The following is a 16,501-nucleotide window of genomic DNA, read 5'->3' as shown; positions in this document are numbered from 1 at the left end:
CACCCCGCTGTCGTTGGGATTATGCCGCAGATGTCAGCCTGCGAACCTCGTGTTGCGAAGGCTGTAAAAGCCGGAAAACAGACACTGCATCAGAAAGTACGATCGCCTGCTGTTCCAGCGACTGAGCGGCAGAAGAGGATTGCTCCACCAGCACGGTGTTTTGCTGCGTGTTCTGATCCATTTCTATAATGGCCTGACCGACCTGAGAAATCCCGCGATGCTGCTCGTCCGACGCGGTAGTAATGTCTTTCATGATGGCGTGGACTTGCGTCACTGAATGGACAATCCCTTCCATCGTTTTCCCCGCACCGTTAACGAGCGCCGCGCCGTTATTAATCTGCGAAACCGACTCACCAATGAGCGTATCGATCTCTTTGGCCGCCTGCGCGCTGCGCTGTGCCAGATTACGCACTTCGCTGGCGACAACGGCGAAACCACGGCCTTGCTCACCTGCCCTCGCCGCCTCTACCGCAGCATTGAGCGCCAGGATATTGGTTTGAAACGCGATGCTGTTGATCATTGAGGTAATTTCAGCGATGCGGTGGGAGCTTTGCGCGATATCGTGCATGGTGTTGACGGCTTTAGAAACCTGCTCTCCCCCTTGATTCGCGGTGTCAGAAGCATCCATAACCAGTCGGTTGGCCTGATGGGCGTTATCGGCATTCTGTTTCACCGTTGACGTCAGCTGTTCCATACTGGCGGCGGTTTCTTCCAGTGCGGCAGCTTGTTGCGTTGTGCGAGAGGAGAGATCGGTGTTACCGGCAGAAATTTCCCCAGCAGCATAGGAAATCTGGTTTGCGCTGAGGCGAATTTTATCAATCATGCTGTGCAGGTTGCTGTTCATCTGCCCCATGGCTGAAATCAACTGGCCTAATTCATCATGACGATCGTTGTGAAGCTGTACGGTGAGATCGCCTTCCGCAATCGCACGGGTGGCGTGTAACGCCTGATGTAGCGGGCGAACGATCTGCCGCGAGATAACAATGGCCGTGGTCAGACCGAGTATGATGGCAATCAGCGTAATCACGCCCAGCTGTATATCGCTGCTAATGACGTTACGGCCCGCGCGGGTCTCTTCCGTGAAGTAAAGTTTATTGATATTTTCCTGCAACACCGCCATCTGAGCGTTTAATTCACTGAGCCGCTGTTGGCTGACATCCGGGCTCATAACCTGCTGGCGCTGTGTAATATAGGCGTTGAGTGATGCGCTGATATCCTGAATGGTGCTTTTATCTTCCGTTGGCCAATCGCCTGTGTCGATCGCTTTCAGCAGCGTTGAGAGTTCTTCGCTAATGTTACCGATCGCACTGTCGTGCTGTTCCAGATACTGTGCTTTACGCTCCAGTGCATAGCCGAAGTTACCTTCCCGTGCGACAACGGTTTTGTCATACATGGCACCAAGACGACTGATGCGTTTTAACGATTGGTCGCTATTGTATAATCCGTAAAAGCCGACCATGGAGAGGATGACTCCCATAATGAGCAATAAACCAAACCCTACCAATAACTTTCGCGTTACAGACAGGTTTTGAAATGACATCCAGCGCAGCATAAACCTCTTCCTTTCGTTCATTAATTATTTACCGTCATCGCAGGTCAATAACGGATTAGTTGTTGTTGTGTGTTTGCATAAAAAGCAGGTGATGAATGTGAAGCAGGCACTATCTAACTGATAAAAAATACCTTATCGGTTATCGGCATTTCAGGCGCAATGCTTATCCGTTTTCTTAAAAAATGTGAGAAGACTCGTGCGGATATGATGGCCGGGGGGATAAAGCGCTCCGTTGGGGATTCCTGCATTGCTTATCACGTAAAGTCATGTATAAACGCTTTGCTATGCAAGAATCATCTATATTCTTCATGCTTCCTCTTATTATTGCTGATGCGCCAACGGGGCTCATTTAAAAGGAATATCGCTATGCCTATTGTTACGTCGCTACTCGCTTTCGCGTCCTATTTCTTTATCGGATTTGCCATGGTGTTGGCTTTTCTTTTCATTTACACCCGCGTCACGCCGCATGATGAGTGGGCGCTGATTAAAGAAAACAATGCTACGGCTGCCATTGGGTTTGGTGGGGCGTTAATTGGCTATGTGATCCCGCTTTCCAGTGCGGCGATTAACTCGGTGAGTTTGGTGGATTACATTACCTGGGGCGCAGTCGCGCTGGTGGTGCAATTGCTGATTTATTTCGCGGTGCGCCTGTATATGCCGCGCCTCAGCCAGCATATCCAGAATAACGATATCGCTTCTGGTGCCTTTCTCTGTGCCGCTTCGCTCAGCGGCGGGATTCTGAATGCGGCGTGTATGTCGTATTAATTTTCCGTGTCATGACAATACCGGGGATCTGCCCGGTATTGTTTTACTGCGTGTCCCTTAGATTCAGCGATACAGTACGGCGCGAGCGAACCATATGCCCGGGAGTGTCGCTGCCTCGGATTTCAGCACAATCACATAATAATGTGCGCCGGAGGCATCGGCTTTCTGTTGAAGGGCGCGATCCACATCATCAGCGTTTCCGCGCACGTTAACCGAAATCGTCCCCATTTTTTCCAACTGGCTGGTTTGCGCATAGCGAATTTCGAGTGCTTTCTCCGCAGGAGGCGGTGCCGCGACGGGCTTCCCTTGTATGATCTGGCAGCCGGACAGCATCAGTATTAAGGGTAAGAAAAGTATCCGCACGAGGTTCATCGTTTCAGCCTGACAGGGGTAGATAGCGGGAGTGTAGCACTATTACAAAATCCACTATAAAGGCTTATTTTGGGTTGACCAGATTGTTAATAATTGACTATTTTAATCTGTCTATGGGTATGAACTCTGGATTAAACGATCAGATTTCTGTAGTCATTTATTTGGATGGAGTAGGGCATGGGAATTGCCACTTGTCAGATCAAGGAACTCACCTTAAGTGCTCGTTCGGTAGAGGCAATCGAACAAATCAACATACTAGTTGATAGTGCAAACCGACTAGCATTCGCTGTTTCAACAACCCCTCTTTACAGTATTTTCAGCGATCCACGTAGTGCTAAAGACGTCACTTATAATGTTAGCGATTATGATTGGGAACTTTACGGTCAAGCGATGGCTGGTATACCGAATATTCTCAGGCATAAATTGGATCAGGTAGTAGAGCCAATGGCGTGGTCTTCCGTAGGAGGAGAGTCCGAATTCTGGAAGTGTGTCTATGCATCGTACAATAAGTAGGTTTATCTTTTTCTTCTTTATTGCTGGCTATCTACACGCAGCCGAACCTTCATTACACGAATTAGATTCGATCTATCAGCAGTGCCGTGAGCGGGGGAAGGATAGCCCTGTCGCGCTGCCGTCTGCAAACGACTGGTTCTGGACGTTAAACAACGAGGATAAAACCACCGCGCTTGTTTATTTGAATGAACAGGCGATGAATCGTTGTACCGAAAGTGAAGTGAATAAACTGGCGATAAAAGCATTCCATTTGGCGGTGGAAGGCAAGCGAGATTTCTTGGATACGCTCATTGCGGCGCGGGCAACGACGTTGAAGCCCTTGCAGCAGCAATGGATAGCCTCACATCGTGATGAACTTAATCGACTCGGTGAGCTGCCGGGTTTACAGACACCGTTCAGCTTATCCCAATACTTTAAGGCCATTTCCGAGAGGAAATAACGGGCGGCAGTGGGTACCGCCCGTGAGTTTAGGTTAGCGCGAGACGACCAGCGTAAAGTCCTCGCCTTTGAAGACTTTTACCGGATTGCCGCGTTCTATCTGGTGGTGGAATAGACGCCGCTGTGCCCGTAGTTCAGCATGCTGCTGTTGCTGTAACGCTTCCAGACGATAGGCGATGAGATAACATGCCAGACGCTTGTTGGCGTGCTGGCTACGTTCACTCTGCACCTTCACCGTGATGCCGCTGGCGACATGCGTGGCGCGGACGGCAGACTCGGTTTTATTCACATGCTGCCCGCCGGGACCGGAAGACTTGGTGGCTTCAAAGCGAATCTCGTTATCGGCAAACGCCTGTTCCTGATGAAAGCGTGCGATGCCGATAAACCAGTTCTTGCGTCCGCCACCTTTGCGCCAGGGGCTATTGCACGTCCACTGAAGCGTACCGCACCAGCTGGCCGCCAGCGGTTCCGCCTGTTCACCGTTTAACAGAACCAAGGCTGAACGCAGCGTACCGGAACGTTTTCCTGCTTCGGTTTCGATGACTTCACATTCGATACCTTGCTGCGCAGCATCTCGCGTCAGAGCCTGCAAAGCCTTTGCGGTTGCCAGCATGCATTCGTCCGGCCCCTGCGCAGCGGAAAGTTGGAGCAATATCATTTGTCCTCCCCGCGCGTTTTGTAGGTGAGTACCGGTTTCAGGCGAGCAATCAGCGTGATTAATCCCGCCTGTTGCATTGCACCGATCACGCTATCTATGGGTTTGTAGGCTTCCGGTGCTTCCTGAAAAATCAGCTGCCTGTCCTGACAAATCACGCGGCTGCCGAAGCGAGTTCGCGCCAGCTGCTGGACGCTATAACGTGAAGACAACCGATCCTTGCACTCCGTACGCATCCACTTTCTACCTGCACCATGTGCCAGCGAATAGAGGCTGTCTGCGTGGGGAATGGGTTGCACAATATAGCTGTAATCACCGCGCGAGCCGGGAATGATGACCGGGCCGCAGTCGGCAGGCGTCGCGCCTTTGCGGTGCAGCCAGCCGGAAATGCCCTCAATCGTTGCCGGTGTCACCAGATTGTGGTTCACGTCCAGTGCGGCATCGCCTTCCGTATGCCAGCGTTCCAGCATCCGCTGCGCGATCAGCCGCCGATTGTGGGTGGCAAACGTCAGTGCGAACTGATGCTGTTCCAAATAGGCCTCAGCGGCAGGCGTGTTGGCTTCAAGCCCCTGGTGGCCGAATTCCCGCACGTGAGCTTCCAGTATGGTTTGTCCTAATCCGCGCGAGCCGCTATGCACAAGCAGCAGTAGCTGTTTAGGATCGATGTGCAGAGCGTGCAGCGTCTCTGGCTGATAAATTTCATCAAGCTGCTGCAATTCCGCAAAATGATTACCGCCGCCGATGGTGCCCAGTGAATAGCGAAAATCCGCCAGCGATGGGGGAATATCGATATCGTCTTCCAGTGGCCCATCGATATTACCAAGACGTTTTTCCAGCTTATCCAGCGAAATTTTGTTGGCATTCAGGCTCGTGCGCCATAGCGCCATGCCGCAGCCGATGTCGTTTCCGACCAGCGCCGGATAGAAGCGCTGTTGTGAAAAAAAGGCGGCACCGATAGGGTAACCGCGGCCCGGATGCAAATCTGGCATGCCGGCCACGCGAACCATATCGGGAAGTTGTGATGTAATTTGAAGCTGTTGGATTGCTTTATCTTCAATCCAGGTATTTTCCGTCGCGATCACACTGACGCGCGCCGAAATAGAGCGAATAGCATTGCCCATAGATCATCCTGCTGATCAATTTAAAAATAGGGTAAGGCAGGCTACAGCTGGGGGGATAACGCAAAGCGGAAAAGAATGCGGAATTAGTCCCGAGATGTCCTGCAAAGAATCAGAGTAAATGTTGTCATGATGTCGTCTCCTTTGTCAGTGTGGGGGATGGGTGAAAAAACGTCGGCATAATACGCAAGTGGCGGCCATCGTGCAATACCTGCGACACGATGGCCGTTATACCCGTCATACTTCAAGCTGCAGGTGTGTTGGCTACGCTTAGTTACCCGAATCACTTACCTGAGTAAGCTCATCGGGATACCTTCTCTTGCCGCCTACCTGCAACTCGAATTATTTAGGGTATGTGTGAATGTTAAATACGGAAGACGCTGACCAGCTCGCTGAGGTGGCGGCCTTTCTGGCGCAGGCTCTGCGCGGTGTCTTCCGAATTGTTGACCAGAATGGCGTTTTCCTGTGTTGCCTGACCAATCTGTACAATCGCGATGTTCACTTGGCTGATACCCGCGGACTGCTCGCGTGAGGCGATATCGATATCGTTCACGATGGTGCTGACCTGCAAGATGCGGTTACGCAAATCGTCCATTACCGCCTGCGTTTTTTCTGAGAAATGATAACCCGCTTCGATTTTCTCCAGTGATTCATCAATCAGGGTTTCAATCTCTTTCACGGCGGTAGAACTGCGCTGTGCCAGCGCCCGCACTTCAGCAGCAACTACGGCGAAACCTCTGCCGTGTTCACCTGCACGAGCGGCTTCTACTGCGGCATTCAGTGCCAGAATATTGGTCTGGAAAGCGATGGACTCGATCACCGTCGTGATATCGGCAATCCGCTGGGATGAATTTTTGATATCGCTCATCGTCGAAACGGAGTCGGTGACGGTCTGGCTACCGTTTCGTGCTGCTGCGGCGCTCTGCTCTGCCAGCTCTTTGGCGGCGGAGACGTTATCGGCGTTCTGCTTCACGCTGGCGGAGAGTTGCTCCATGCTGGCAGACGTCTCTTCGACGCTACTGGCCTGACGGGCAATCTGCTCGCTGATGTTTTCGCTATCTGCAGCCAGTGCATCGGTGCTGGCACTGATTTCTTCGGATGAATTTCTGACCTGCGACACGATGGTCGTTAGCCCTTGTCCGATGCCGTTAATGGCATCGATAAGGCGGCCAACTTCATCGTAACGGTTGCTTGAAAGTGTCGCGGTCAGATTACCGGCAGAGAACTGTTCCGCCACTTTGACGATTTCAACCAGCGGCTGGCTCAGCCATTTGCGCGTCAGCACGACAAAGAATCCAGCGAAGAGCAGAACCAGAATAATGCCGCCGCCCAAAAACAAGTTACGGGTGTGATTAACCTCTGCCATTAGGCTTTCTTTGCTCACTGCGCCTGCAACAATCCAGTTCCACTGCGGAATGCTGCGGTACACCATGATTCGGGTTCTTTCTTCGCCCGTCATCGTGTTGTTGTCGTATTCGAGCGTACCATTACCGGTTGCCAGCACGTTCTCTAACGCACCTTCTGACCAGTCAGGGCGTTGGTTGGCATTGCTTTGGTGATAAAGATAGTTACCCGCATCCTTTCCTTTTTTCGTGCTAAGGACAAAGAAATGGCCGGTTTCACCGATTTTCTTGTTCAGGATAGTTTGTTGCATCTCGGTAAATTGCTTCGTGATGTCGACACCAACGAACAGAATACCGATCACCTTGTTTTCACTATCGCGTATCGGTTGATACTGGGTGATGTACTGTTTGCCAAACAGTGTGGCTAAACCACTATAGGTGTCACCTTTCATCACGGGCGCATAGGCCGGGCTTTCACGATCGAGTTTGGTGCCTATTGCACGCGATCCATCTTCTTTTTTCAGTGAAGTGGTGATGCGCGTAAAATCCTCTCCATCGCGGACAAAAATCGTTGAGATCGCGTGGGTACGGGTTAGAAAGTCGTCCGGCACTTCGGTGTTGAGGTTCAATACCGTATCGCCAGCCTTAAGCGTTGGGTGAGAGGTGCTGCCGAAAGGCGTGCGGTTAACGGTATCCAGTGAAAACCGAGTTGGCAGAAAGCTTGCCAGCAGCCGCGTATAGTTGCTGACCTCGGCTTGTAGGCTGGCATCGTACATGTTGATCATGTCGGTGACGCCATTCACCTGGCTCTGCATGTCGTTAAGGGTCAGAGCTTTGAGCTGATTGCCTGCTGATCGGGTAAGGGATAGGGTGAATGCGATAAAAAGTATCGCCACGCTCAGTGAAGCGATGGCTGATAGCTTGATACCCAGGCCCCAGTGTTTAAAAGAAAGTCCCAACATATGTGTGTCTCTTATAATAAAAAAGGTTATTTTTTAGTCTTGCTTCACATGCGTTAACGGCAGTAAATGGAAAAAAATTAATCACGGAGTGTAAACATTCATTTCAGTTATTGATCTAGATCAATGTGATTTTTTTATTTACATAAATGCGCCGATTAAACCCGAACGGAATCAAGGACGACACGGAGATAAGAAATGGCTGTGAGTGGGGTTATCGTAAAAGGTCGTCCCCTTTCTGCTAAATACGATTTCGCTACATAAAAATAGGCTGACAGAACGGAAAACGAGGGAAATATGGTCGAAATGTCACTGGATAAACTCGGTAGCGGTATTGAAACGATTCACGCGGTACCTGCGGGAAAGCGAGAGCAGCCCCTCCCGACGATTTTCTTCTTTCATGGTTACACGTCATCAAAAGAGGTGTATTCGTATTTTGGCTATGCGTTGGCTCAGGCTGGATTTCGGGTGATTTTGGCCGATGCGGCCATGCACGGTGCGCGCTATAACGGTGATGAAGCGCATCGATTGCGCCATTTCTGGGATATTCTGCAATCGAATATTGAAGAACTTCCCGATTATGTCGCGGAATATCGGCAGCGTGGCCTGATCGACGGGGCACGGATTGGCGTTTGCGGCGCGTCGCTCGGCGGAATGAGTGCGCTTGGGTGTATGGCGCGTTATCCCTGGATTACTGCGGTAGCGGCATTTATGGGATCCGGCTATTTCTCTACGCTATCGTCCGCGCTGTTTCCTCCGGTTCCGGCCGATAGTGAGGAAAATCAAGCGGTGTTACAGACGTTAGCGAGCAAACTGGCTAATTATGATGTCACGACGCGTCTGGATGCGCTGTCCGATCGGCCGCTGCTGGTGTGGCACGGTGAAGCGGATGATGTCGTGCCGGCGGCAGAAAGCGCACGCCTCTATCAGGCACTACAGGCGCGCGATAAGCTGGCTAATCTGACGTATTTGACCGAACCGGGCGTAGGGCATCGCATTACGCCAACGGCGCTGCAGGCAGGCGCTGATTTCTTCCAGCGGACGCTGTAATTCTTGCCCGACTGTTTAAATATCGCCGCGCAGAATACTCCTGTGTTTCTTCCTTGTGTTCTTTAATGTCGGGCACTATACTTACGCGTCATTTTTTCAGCCGCACATACACACGTTCCTTGCCTCCACGGGCCGCGGTTGACCCAGACAGGAGGCTGAATAATCCGTAAGGAGCAATTCGATGCGTCATTACGAAATCGTATTTATGGTTCATCCTGACCAGAGCGAACAGGTTCCGGGCATGATCGAGCGCTACACTGCCACTATCACTGGTGCGCAGGGCACGATCCACCGTCTTGAAGACTGGGGCCGCCGTCAGCTGGCTTACCCGATCAACAAACTGCACAAGGCACACTACGTTCTGCTGAACGTTGAAGCGCCGCAGGAAGCGATCGATGAGCTGGAAACAAACTTCCGCTTTAACGATGCCGTTATCCGCAGCATGGTTATGCGCGTTAAGCACGCGGTAACTGAAGCATCTCCAATGGTGAAAGCGAAAGACGAACGCCGTGAGCGTCGTGAAGATTTCGCTGAAGCTGGCGATGATGTGGATGCAGGGGATTCTGAAGAGTAATTGTTGTGGTGACGGTGAACCGTCTGGTGTTGTCCGGCACAGTGTGCAAGACGCCCATTCGTAAAGTCAGCCCGTCAGGCATTCCTCACTGTCAGTTTGTGCTTGAGCACCGCTCGACACAGGAGGAAGCCGGATTGAGTCGGCAAGCATGGTGTCGTATGCCCGTGATTGTCAGCGGACTCTCGTCACAAGCAGTTACCCACAGTATAACGGTCGGCACGCAACTTACCGTGCACGGGTTCATTAGCTGCCATCAAGGGCGCAATGGCTTGAGCAAGATAGTGTTACATGCCGAGCAGATTGAATTGATAGATTCTGGAGACTAGCCACATGGCACGTTATTTCCGTCGTCGCAAATTCTGCCGTTTCACCGCGGAAGGCGTTGTAGAGATTGATTATAAAGATATCGCTACGCTGAAAAACTATATCACTGAAAGCGGCAAGATTGTTCCGAGCCGTATCACCGGTACTCGTGCAAAATACCAGCGTCAGCTGGCCCGCGCTATCAAGCGTGCGCGTTACTTGTCTTTGTTGCCGTACACTGACCGTCATCAGTAATCGGCCACTGTCCATTAACGAGACTTTGAGAGGATAAAGTAATGCAAGTTATTCTGCTTGATAAAGTAGCAAACCTGGGCAGCCTGGGTGATCAGGTAAACGTTAAAGCGGGCTATGCTCGTAACTTCCTGGTTCCACAGGGCAAAGCTGTCCCGGCAACCAAGAAAAACGTTGAGTTCTTCGAAGCACGCCGTGCTGAACTGGAAGCCAAACTGGCTGACGTTCTGGCTGCTGCTGAAGCTCGCGCTGCTAAGATCAAAGAACTGGGTAGCGTTACCATCGCGTCTAAAGCAGGCGACGAAGGTAAACTGTTCGGTTCCATCGGTACTCGCGATATCGCTGATGCGGTAACGGCTGCCGGTGTTGACATTGCTAAGAGCGAAGTTCGCCTGCCGAACGGCGTTCTGCGTACTCTGGGTGAGCACGAAGTGAGCTTCCAGGTACACAGCGATGTCTTTGCTGAACTGAATGTCGTTGTTGTTGCTGAAGCATAATTCACGTTTATCGTTGAATTAATACTTTAGTTAACATGTGAAACGCTGGCCTTGTGCCAGCGTTTTGCATTTTAGGGATCGGGAAATGACCTATCATTACCTATACCTAAAAAGCAGGCCGGAGGCCGCATGTCTGACTTGATTCACCTCATCCGCGTCTATGACGCGCACGCGCCTTTCTCTTCTCCCACCTTTCTGATTGACCGTCTGTGGCCGCGCGGCATCAGCAAAGCGCGTCTGGAGGGCGTTGAGTGGTTTAAAGACATCGCGCCGAGTAGCGAGTTACGGAAATGGTTTCACGCCGAACCTGAACGCTGGGCGGAATTTGTGGATTACTATCGTAATGAGTTAGCGCAGGGTTCGGCGTGCGGCAGGCTGTTGACGTTACTTGAGCAGAAGCAGGCAATCACGCTGCTTTATGGCAGTAAAGACGCGCAGCACAATCATGCTATCGTCCTGCGCGATTTTCTTTTGGAACGGCTGGCTCGTTAGCGCGTACGAGTAAAGGCACCGTCCGCACCGCGGGTGAATCGAATCGTCTGGTTCGCCGTGGTTTCGATCTCCAGTTCTGCAACCATACCTTGTGCATTCAACTGTAATTTGACTGCCTGACCTGCTCGTAAATTGCTGAGCGGTTTATCCCTGCCTTCCACCTGAGCCATCGCGAACACATCGCTGACTGGCAGATTGTTATCGCGAAAAAGCTGAGCCAGTGTTTGCCCCGAGGCGATTTCATACTGTCGCCACGGTGCTGATGACGACGTTGGAGGCTCGGTGGCCGTAGGCTGCTGCTGTGGTGTTAAAGGTTGGCTTTCAATAATCACGGCCTGCATCGCAGCCTGATTATCTGCCTGGGTAAGAGGGACGGGCGTGGTACGGGCAGGCTGCGGATGTTGCGCGCTGTAAGGCCAGAGCAACACGACGAGCAGCAGTGCGATAGCGATTAAAATCCAGCGACGATGGAGGAACGGCAACGGTTCCATCCAGTGATAGCCGTCGGGCAGATGCCAGACTTTCTGTAGCATGGCACCAAGACGCTCGCGCAGGGAAGGAGAGGGCAGCTGTTCCTGCTCTTCGCGTTCCCCGTCGTTTTCTACGGCTACAGCATGTGAGGGCTGCCGCTGGATGATTCGCTGGCAGAAGCGTACTAGCGTTTGATAATCCCAGGTGGTTTTCCGCTTCCTGGGCGCAATTCTGCCCATGGTGACCTCTCTTACTACGGTTTAATATAAAAACAGTTCAGTATAAAAAATCAGTATAAAAACAGCATCATATAAAAATGGTGTCATTAACAACGCTATGCCAGTAACTAAAACGATGTCGGTAACTAAGCTATCTCACTAGCCAGACGGCGTCGGCATAAAAACAGTATCAGGATGATAACGCAATCCAGTATACCGATAACCCGCATGGGCTGACCAGTTAACGCGTTGATGATTAAGGCAACCAGTGCGATAGAAACATCAGAACTACCAGTATAGGCCAGCTTCCCGGAATGGCTTGGCTGGCGTGCGGTTAACGTGATTACCTACACACAGGATTTTACCCCAATCCCCGTCGCTGTTATGCTGCGCTTTCAGTTTTTTACAGATTAAAAGGAACATCCATGACAACTCCTTCTTTTGATAGCGTCGAAGCGCAGGCAAGTTACGGCATCGGCTTACAGGTTGGTCAACAGTTACAGGAATCAGGTCTTGAAGGTCTGATCCCAGAAGCCCTGCTTGCTGGTCTACGCGATGCGCTGGAAGGTAATGCGCCAGCGGTGCCTGTGGATGTGGTTCATCGTGCGCTACGTGAAATTCATGAGCGTGCTGATGCGGTTCGTCGCGATCGCCAACAGGTGCTGGCGGTAGAAGGTCAGCAGTTCCTGGCCGAAAACGCGCAGAAAGAAGGCGTGAACAGCACGGAATCTGGTCTGCAATTCCGCGTGTTGACGCAGGGTGAAGGTTCGATTCCTGCTCGTCAGGATCGCGTACGTGTACATTACACTGGTCGCCTGACTGACGGCAGCGTGTTCGACAGCTCCGTCCAGCGTGGTCAACCTGCTGAATTCCCGGTAAGCGGCGTGATTCCAGGCTGGATTGAAGCGTTGACGCTGATGCCAGTCGGTTCCAAGTGGGAACTCTATATTCCGCACAATCTGGCGTATGGCGAACGTGGCGCAGGGGCTTCCATTCCTCCGTTCAGCGCGCTGATTTTTGAAGTGGAACTGCTGGAAATTCTGTAATCTCCAGACAAAAAGAAAGGCGCTCACTGAGCGCCTTTGTTATTTCTACGGAATGGTTTCTACTGACTTTCTTTTTTTATTGAAGCGACATTACTCACCGCGCAGCGCGCGTGGGAACAGCAAATTGTTTTCCAGATGGATGTGTTCCATCAGGTCGGTAATGAACTCGTTGATACCGGAGTACAGCGCACGCCAGGTGTTGCAGGCCCCTTCTGGCGGTACGACACCGTTGGTCAGCTCTTTGACCACTTCCACATCACGTCCAGCGTCATCGTGCTCATGCTCCATCACGGAAATCGGAGCGGCAGCATTCGCGCCCATTCCCTGACTGATCATCGGGAAGAGGATGCGTTCTTCTTTCATCATATGCTGAGACAGCTCGTTATAGATGGCGGTCAGCTGGTTTGCGAGGCCGTGCGGGCAGTCGGCTTTATCGTGATGCACGCGCTCGACTTTTTCTGCCATCAGAATCAGTTCCGGCAGTTGTTCGCGGTGGCGATCGTGAAAGCGAGGGATGATGTACGCGATAATGTCGGCCAGCGGTGCTTCACGCCAGTCGCGCGCGTCAGAAGGCTGCGCGGCCAGTTTTTCTAGCTGTGCTTCCAGCTCGTCGATGTTGAGATCTTTTTTGCCCGCCGCGCGGCTGAGCGTTTGCTTTCCGCCGCAGCAGAAGTCCAGATTGAGTTCACGAAAGAGTTTGGTTGCGCGCGGAATAGCGATAGCCAACTCACCCAGGGATTGATCGCGGTATGCCATGATGATGCCTCTCAACGAATGCAGTTTATAAATTGCATTTTAAATGCATCTTTATTCGTTGAATATACCACTTACGAGGTAGGCGGCATAAAGTATACCGTGCTACTGCACGGTATTGCGGGTCTCAAGCGACTGCGTGATGGTGTGTAAAAGCGCGGGAATATCCATTCTCGGTAATACCACCTCAATGAGCGACAAACGCGACACGGCGTTCACTTGCTCAAGCACCTGCGCGAGTGCGGCCGGTGAACATACCTGTTCGCAGAGTATCTCGTCTTCATTCGCCCCTAGCGCGGCAGGAAGCTGTGTCCAGTTCCAGGCGGCAATGTCGTTGTAGCGCTGTTCGGGGCCGTGAATCGCGCGTTCAACGGTGTAGCCTTCGTTATTCAGCACCACAATGACCATATTCAAGCGATCCCGAATGATCGAGCCTAGTTCCTGCACGGTGAGTTGAAGTGAGCCGTCGCCGATCAACAGCACCACGCGTCGTTCCGGTTCGGCAATCTGTGCGCCGAATGCGGCGGGCAGAGAATAGCCTATCGACCCCCACAGTGGTTGCACGATGAAATGACAGCCCGCTGGTAACCGGAGCGTGGCGGCCCCAAAACAGGAAGTGCCTTGGTCGGTCACGAGAATATCGCCAGAGCGTAGGAAACGTTGCATCTGTTGCCAAAACTCCCGCTGATTGAGTGTGTCGGTGTGCTCTGACTGCGGTAAGGCCGGAGGCGTAATGGTGCGGTGATCCCAACGGGGCGAGAGCATCGCGGTGATGTTTTCCAGCGCGGTGATGGCGTCTGACATCGGAACAGCAGGGAAAACCTGGCCTCCAACGCGCGCCAGCGTGGGCTGGATATCGATGTTTTTTTCGCTGGAAATCTGGTGGCTGAAGCCAGCGGTAATCGTATCGGTATAACGCACGCCAATGCTGATGATGACATCCGCGTCTTCGATGTGTGCCCGGATCGCTTCGTGACTGCCGCCACCCGCGTAGGTGCCGGTAAAACTGCGATGCTGTTCGTTTAGCGTGCCTTTCCCCATCAGCAAGGTGGCGTGGGGGAGCGGGGTTTTATCAAGCCAGCGTTGGATTTGCCCTGCAACACCAGCGCGCTGAGCCAGAAAGTCAGCCAGCAAGGAGACTGATCTTGCCTCGCTGAGCATCGTGGTGGCGGCTGCGGTAAAAGCTTGCAGCGATTCATCAGAGCGTAATGGTTCAGGGATAACGAGCGAATACGGTCGTGTTCCAGCCGGTGCCGCCGCCACGTCCAATGGCAGAAACAGGTATACCGGCTTGTGCTGCGCAAGCGCTTCTCCAATAACCCTGTCGATCTCTGTGGTGGCGTTCTCGACGGTGAGGCTGGCTTGCGCAACGGTAACTTCCGCTGCCATGCGGGAAAAGTGGCTAAAGTCGCCGTCGCCTAATGTGTGATGGAGTAATTCGCCGTTGTGTTGTGACGCGAGACTGGGCGCAGCGGCAATGTGAATGACGGGCAGGCATTCCGCGTAGCTGCCTGCAATACCGTTAATCGCGCTGAGTTCGCCGACACCGAAGGTGGTGAGCAGGGCCGCCGCCGGACGGCATCGCGCATAGCCATCGGCGGCGTAAGCGGCGTTTAACTCGTTTGCACAGCCTACCCAGGCGATCTCCGGGTGCCTGATGACATGATCGAGAAAATGCAGGTTGTAATCGCCCGGCACCCCGAAGAGATGCTGAATACCAATTTGTGTCAGACGATCCAGTAAATAATCGCCCACCGTATAGTTTTCGCCCATCGCTGTTTCCTCTATGAATGACGGATATTCTGCAATTAAGTATTAGCGCTAAGGTGAATATTTCTAATATTTATTCCCTATGGTTAATCCTTAACTCTGCATCTATTCGTGCTTGAGAGGGTTTTTAGTATTAAATTTATTAATGAATTAATTAGTAGTTAGCTGATGAATAGCGTGCGCTGTCGTTAGCGAAACGTTAAGAACGGTAAAATCAGGAAAATGCGCATTTATCTGATAGTGGTGCAGAGGATTTCCCCGTATATCTCTGTCAGGCCGCAGTCGCGGTGAGCAAGGAGTTACCCTATGTTTAAGCCACTCGTCATCAGTGCCCTGTTTGTGGGAATGTTTGCGGTCATGCCAGCGCCAGAGGCTAAGGGTGCCAGCATCGATCTGATGCCCGGTGTCACGTTGAATATCGGCGAGCGTGACAGACGAGGTAATTACTGGGATGGCTACGACTGGCGCAGTGAGCGCTGGTGGCAGGAGCACCGGGGTTACCATCGTGGTGAACGTAATCGGCACGGTTACTATTGGGATGGCTGGCGCTGGCGCGATGCCCGCTGGTGGCGTGAGAGCCAGCGCGATAGACGTGATTATGACAACCGTCGTTTTGATCCGCCACGCTATGTTGACGATCGCGGGCCGCGTCGCGGCGAGTGGGACAGGCGCGGGCATGAGCGGGGGAATGGTTACTATCGCAATGGGCGAGGATCGTTTCGCGACTAGCTAAATAAAAAAGCGCCGCGAAAAGCGGCGCTTGTTCGTTGGGGGATAACGTTTAGTTAGCCAGTTTTGCAGCGATGTCAGCAATGCGCTGACCATACAGCTTACCGGTCGCCAGATCGCCCGCGACCACTTCATCTACGCTGGCGTCAGACGGCGTCTGTGCCAGCAGACCGACGGAACCACCGAGGTTATTCAAATCATCGCGTTTTGCCGCTTTGGCATTGGAAGGCAGTTGATTCAGACTGACCCAAATTCCGCCGTGCTGTGAAGCCAGCGTTTGCAGATAAATCAGGGTGACCTGCTTGTCGCCGTTCAGGCTGGCGCTGTTAGTAAAACCGCCAAACACTTTGTTGCTCCAGGCACGGGTAAACCAGGCTTTAGAGCTGGCATCCGCAAATTTCTTGAACTGCCAGGTCGGGCCGCCCATGTAGGTCGGTGTACCGAAAATAATGGCGTCGGCGGCGGCGAGTTTTTCCCACTCGGCATCGCTGATATTTCCTTCCGCATCGATAGCAATCAGCTCGGCGTTAGCGCCTTCGGCTACGGCAGTAGCCAAACGCTGGGTGTGGCCGTAGCCTGAATGGTAAATAACGACTGCTTTTGACATAAAAAATCCTCGTTTTTCTGTGTT

At 52.3% G+C, this 16,501-nt stretch carries 20 protein-coding genes; 11 read left to right on the top strand and 9 right to left on the bottom strand.

The genetic code is table 11. The features are described 5' to 3' along the window. Window positions 1-19: 19 nt before the first annotated feature. Complete coding sequence (locus tag BUB06_RS10180; RefSeq protein ID WP_010294980.1) at window positions 20-1,552, bottom strand: methyl-accepting chemotaxis protein; 1,533 nt, start codon at window positions 1,550-1,552, stop codon at window positions 20-22. A 366-nt stretch (window positions 1,553-1,918) separates the two neighbouring features. Between BUB06_RS10180 and BUB06_RS10175 the strand changes: the two genes are divergently transcribed. Then, window positions 1,919-2,317, top strand: a complete 399-nt coding sequence (locus tag BUB06_RS10175; protein WP_010294977.1) for a DUF350 domain-containing protein — start codon at window positions 1,919-1,921, stop codon at window positions 2,315-2,317. A gap of 63 nt (window positions 2,318-2,380) precedes the next feature. Here BUB06_RS10175 and bsmA read toward each other — a convergent pair whose 3' ends face one another. Further along, window positions 2,381-2,689 carry a biofilm peroxide resistance protein BsmA gene (gene bsmA / locus BUB06_RS10170; RefSeq protein WP_051982070.1) on the bottom strand — a complete coding sequence of 103 codons (309 nt, stop codon included), beginning with the start codon at window positions 2,687-2,689 and terminating at the stop codon, window positions 2,381-2,383. 177 nt (window positions 2,690-2,866) lie between these two features. Here bsmA and BUB06_RS10165 point away from each other — a divergent pair, with 177 nt between their 5' ends. Next, window positions 2,867-3,202: a hypothetical protein gene (locus BUB06_RS10165; protein ID WP_039470197.1), complete on the top strand. Its 336-nt coding sequence runs from the start codon at window positions 2,867-2,869 to the stop codon at window positions 3,200-3,202. Beyond that, on the top strand, window positions 3,183-3,641 hold the full coding sequence (locus tag BUB06_RS10160) for a hypothetical protein (protein WP_039470198.1): 459 nt from the start codon (window positions 3,183-3,185) through the stop codon (window positions 3,639-3,641). The genes BUB06_RS10165 and BUB06_RS10160 overlap by 20 nt, the downstream gene beginning before the upstream one ends. Window positions 3,642-3,674: 33 nt before the next feature. Here the strand turns inward: BUB06_RS10160 and prfH are convergent, their stop codons facing one another. The 3 genes from prfH to BUB06_RS10145 form a co-directional block, all read right to left on the bottom strand. Next, the gene (prfH, locus tag BUB06_RS10155; RefSeq protein ID WP_039470199.1) at window positions 3,675-4,298 is read right to left on the bottom strand and encodes a peptide chain release factor H; all 624 of its coding nucleotides are present in this window, start codon (window positions 4,296-4,298) and stop codon (window positions 3,675-3,677) included. Beyond that, on the bottom strand, window positions 4,295-5,416 hold the full coding sequence (locus BUB06_RS10150) for an RNA ligase RtcB family protein (protein ID WP_039470200.1): 1,122 nt from the start codon (window positions 5,414-5,416) through the stop codon (window positions 4,295-4,297). Before BUB06_RS10150 ends, prfH begins: the two co-directional genes overlap by 4 nt. Window positions 5,417-5,777: 361 nt before the next feature. Next, a complete protein-coding gene (locus BUB06_RS10145) occupies window positions 5,778-7,718 on the bottom strand; it encodes a methyl-accepting chemotaxis protein (protein ID WP_039470202.1) in 1,941 nt (646 codons plus the stop codon). Between the two features lie 294 nt (window positions 7,719-8,012). Between BUB06_RS10145 and yjfP the strand changes: the two genes are divergently transcribed. The 6 genes from yjfP to BUB06_RS10115 all read left to right on the top strand — a co-directional run bounded on the left by yjfP (window position 8,013) and on the right by BUB06_RS10115 (window position 10,883). Continuing rightward, on the top strand, window positions 8,013-8,765 hold the full coding sequence (gene yjfP, locus BUB06_RS10140; RefSeq protein ID WP_039470204.1) for an esterase: 753 nt from the start codon (window positions 8,013-8,015) through the stop codon (window positions 8,763-8,765). A gap of 181 nt (window positions 8,766-8,946) precedes the next feature. Beyond that, window positions 8,947-9,339 (top strand): 30S ribosomal protein S6, encoded by a 393-nt coding sequence (gene rpsF, locus BUB06_RS10135; protein ID WP_005974793.1) that lies wholly within the window; start codon window positions 8,947-8,949, stop codon window positions 9,337-9,339. 5 nt (window positions 9,340-9,344) lie between these two features. After that, window positions 9,345-9,665 carry a primosomal replication protein N gene (gene priB / locus BUB06_RS10130; RefSeq protein ID WP_015841576.1) on the top strand — a complete coding sequence of 107 codons (321 nt, stop codon included), beginning with the start codon at window positions 9,345-9,347 and terminating at the stop codon, window positions 9,663-9,665. 4 nt (window positions 9,666-9,669) lie between these two features. Further along, a complete protein-coding gene (gene rpsR / locus BUB06_RS10125) occupies window positions 9,670-9,897 on the top strand; it encodes a 30S ribosomal protein S18 (protein ID WP_005974788.1) in 228 nt (75 codons plus the stop codon). A gap of 41 nt (window positions 9,898-9,938) precedes the next feature. Further along, entirely contained in the window at window positions 9,939-10,391 is a 453-nt protein-coding gene (rplI, locus tag BUB06_RS10120; RefSeq protein ID WP_010279043.1) for a 50S ribosomal protein L9, read from the top strand. A gap of 129 nt (window positions 10,392-10,520) precedes the next feature. Beyond that, window positions 10,521-10,883 (top strand): DUF488 domain-containing protein, encoded by a 363-nt coding sequence (locus BUB06_RS10115; RefSeq protein ID WP_039470205.1) that lies wholly within the window; start codon window positions 10,521-10,523, stop codon window positions 10,881-10,883. Here the strand turns inward: BUB06_RS10115 and BUB06_RS10110 are convergent. Further along, a complete protein-coding gene (locus BUB06_RS10110; RefSeq protein ID WP_039470206.1) occupies window positions 10,880-11,593 on the bottom strand; it encodes a LysM-like peptidoglycan-binding domain-containing protein in 714 nt (237 codons plus the stop codon). The two genes, BUB06_RS10115 and BUB06_RS10110, sit on opposite strands and share 4 nt — an antisense overlap. Before the next feature lie 404 nt (window positions 11,594-11,997). On the opposite strand from BUB06_RS10110, the gene fklB reads away from it, so the two are divergent. Further along, entirely contained in the window at window positions 11,998-12,618 is a 621-nt protein-coding gene (gene fklB / locus BUB06_RS10105) for a BamJ family beta-barrel-assembly machinery protein (RefSeq protein WP_039470208.1), read from the top strand. A gap of 90 nt (window positions 12,619-12,708) precedes the next feature. Here the strand turns inward: fklB and ytfE are convergent, their stop codons facing one another. Together ytfE and ipdC are read right to left on the bottom strand one after the other, a co-directional pair. After that, window positions 12,709-13,374: an iron-sulfur cluster repair protein YtfE gene (gene ytfE, locus BUB06_RS10100; RefSeq protein WP_010279034.1), complete on the bottom strand. Its 666-nt coding sequence runs from the start codon at window positions 13,372-13,374 to the stop codon at window positions 12,709-12,711. A 102-nt stretch (window positions 13,375-13,476) separates the two neighbouring features. Then, window positions 13,477-15,144: an indolepyruvate decarboxylase gene (ipdC, locus tag BUB06_RS10095; protein ID WP_039470209.1), complete on the bottom strand. Its 1,668-nt coding sequence runs from the start codon at window positions 15,142-15,144 to the stop codon at window positions 13,477-13,479. Window positions 15,145-15,447: 303 nt separating this feature from the next. Here ipdC and BUB06_RS10090 point away from each other — a divergent pair, with 303 nt between their 5' ends. Further along, window positions 15,448-15,870, top strand: a complete 423-nt coding sequence (locus BUB06_RS10090) for a DUF2502 domain-containing protein (RefSeq protein ID WP_039470210.1) — start codon at window positions 15,448-15,450, stop codon at window positions 15,868-15,870. 52 nt (window positions 15,871-15,922) lie between these two features. Here BUB06_RS10090 and BUB06_RS10085 read toward each other — a convergent pair whose 3' ends face one another. Next, window positions 15,923-16,477 (bottom strand): flavodoxin family protein, encoded by a 555-nt coding sequence (locus BUB06_RS10085; RefSeq protein WP_039470212.1) that lies wholly within the window; start codon window positions 16,475-16,477, stop codon window positions 15,923-15,925. Window positions 16,478-16,501 lie beyond the last annotated feature (24 nt).

Origin of the sequence: Pectobacterium carotovorum, assembly GCF_900129615.1 — a bacterium.
In the GTDB taxonomy this organism is placed as follows: Bacteria; Pseudomonadota; Gammaproteobacteria; order Enterobacterales; family Enterobacteriaceae; genus Pectobacterium; species Pectobacterium carotovorum.
Note: the sequence above shows the minus strand (reverse complement) of the source record. Positions and strands in the feature narration are given on the sequence as shown.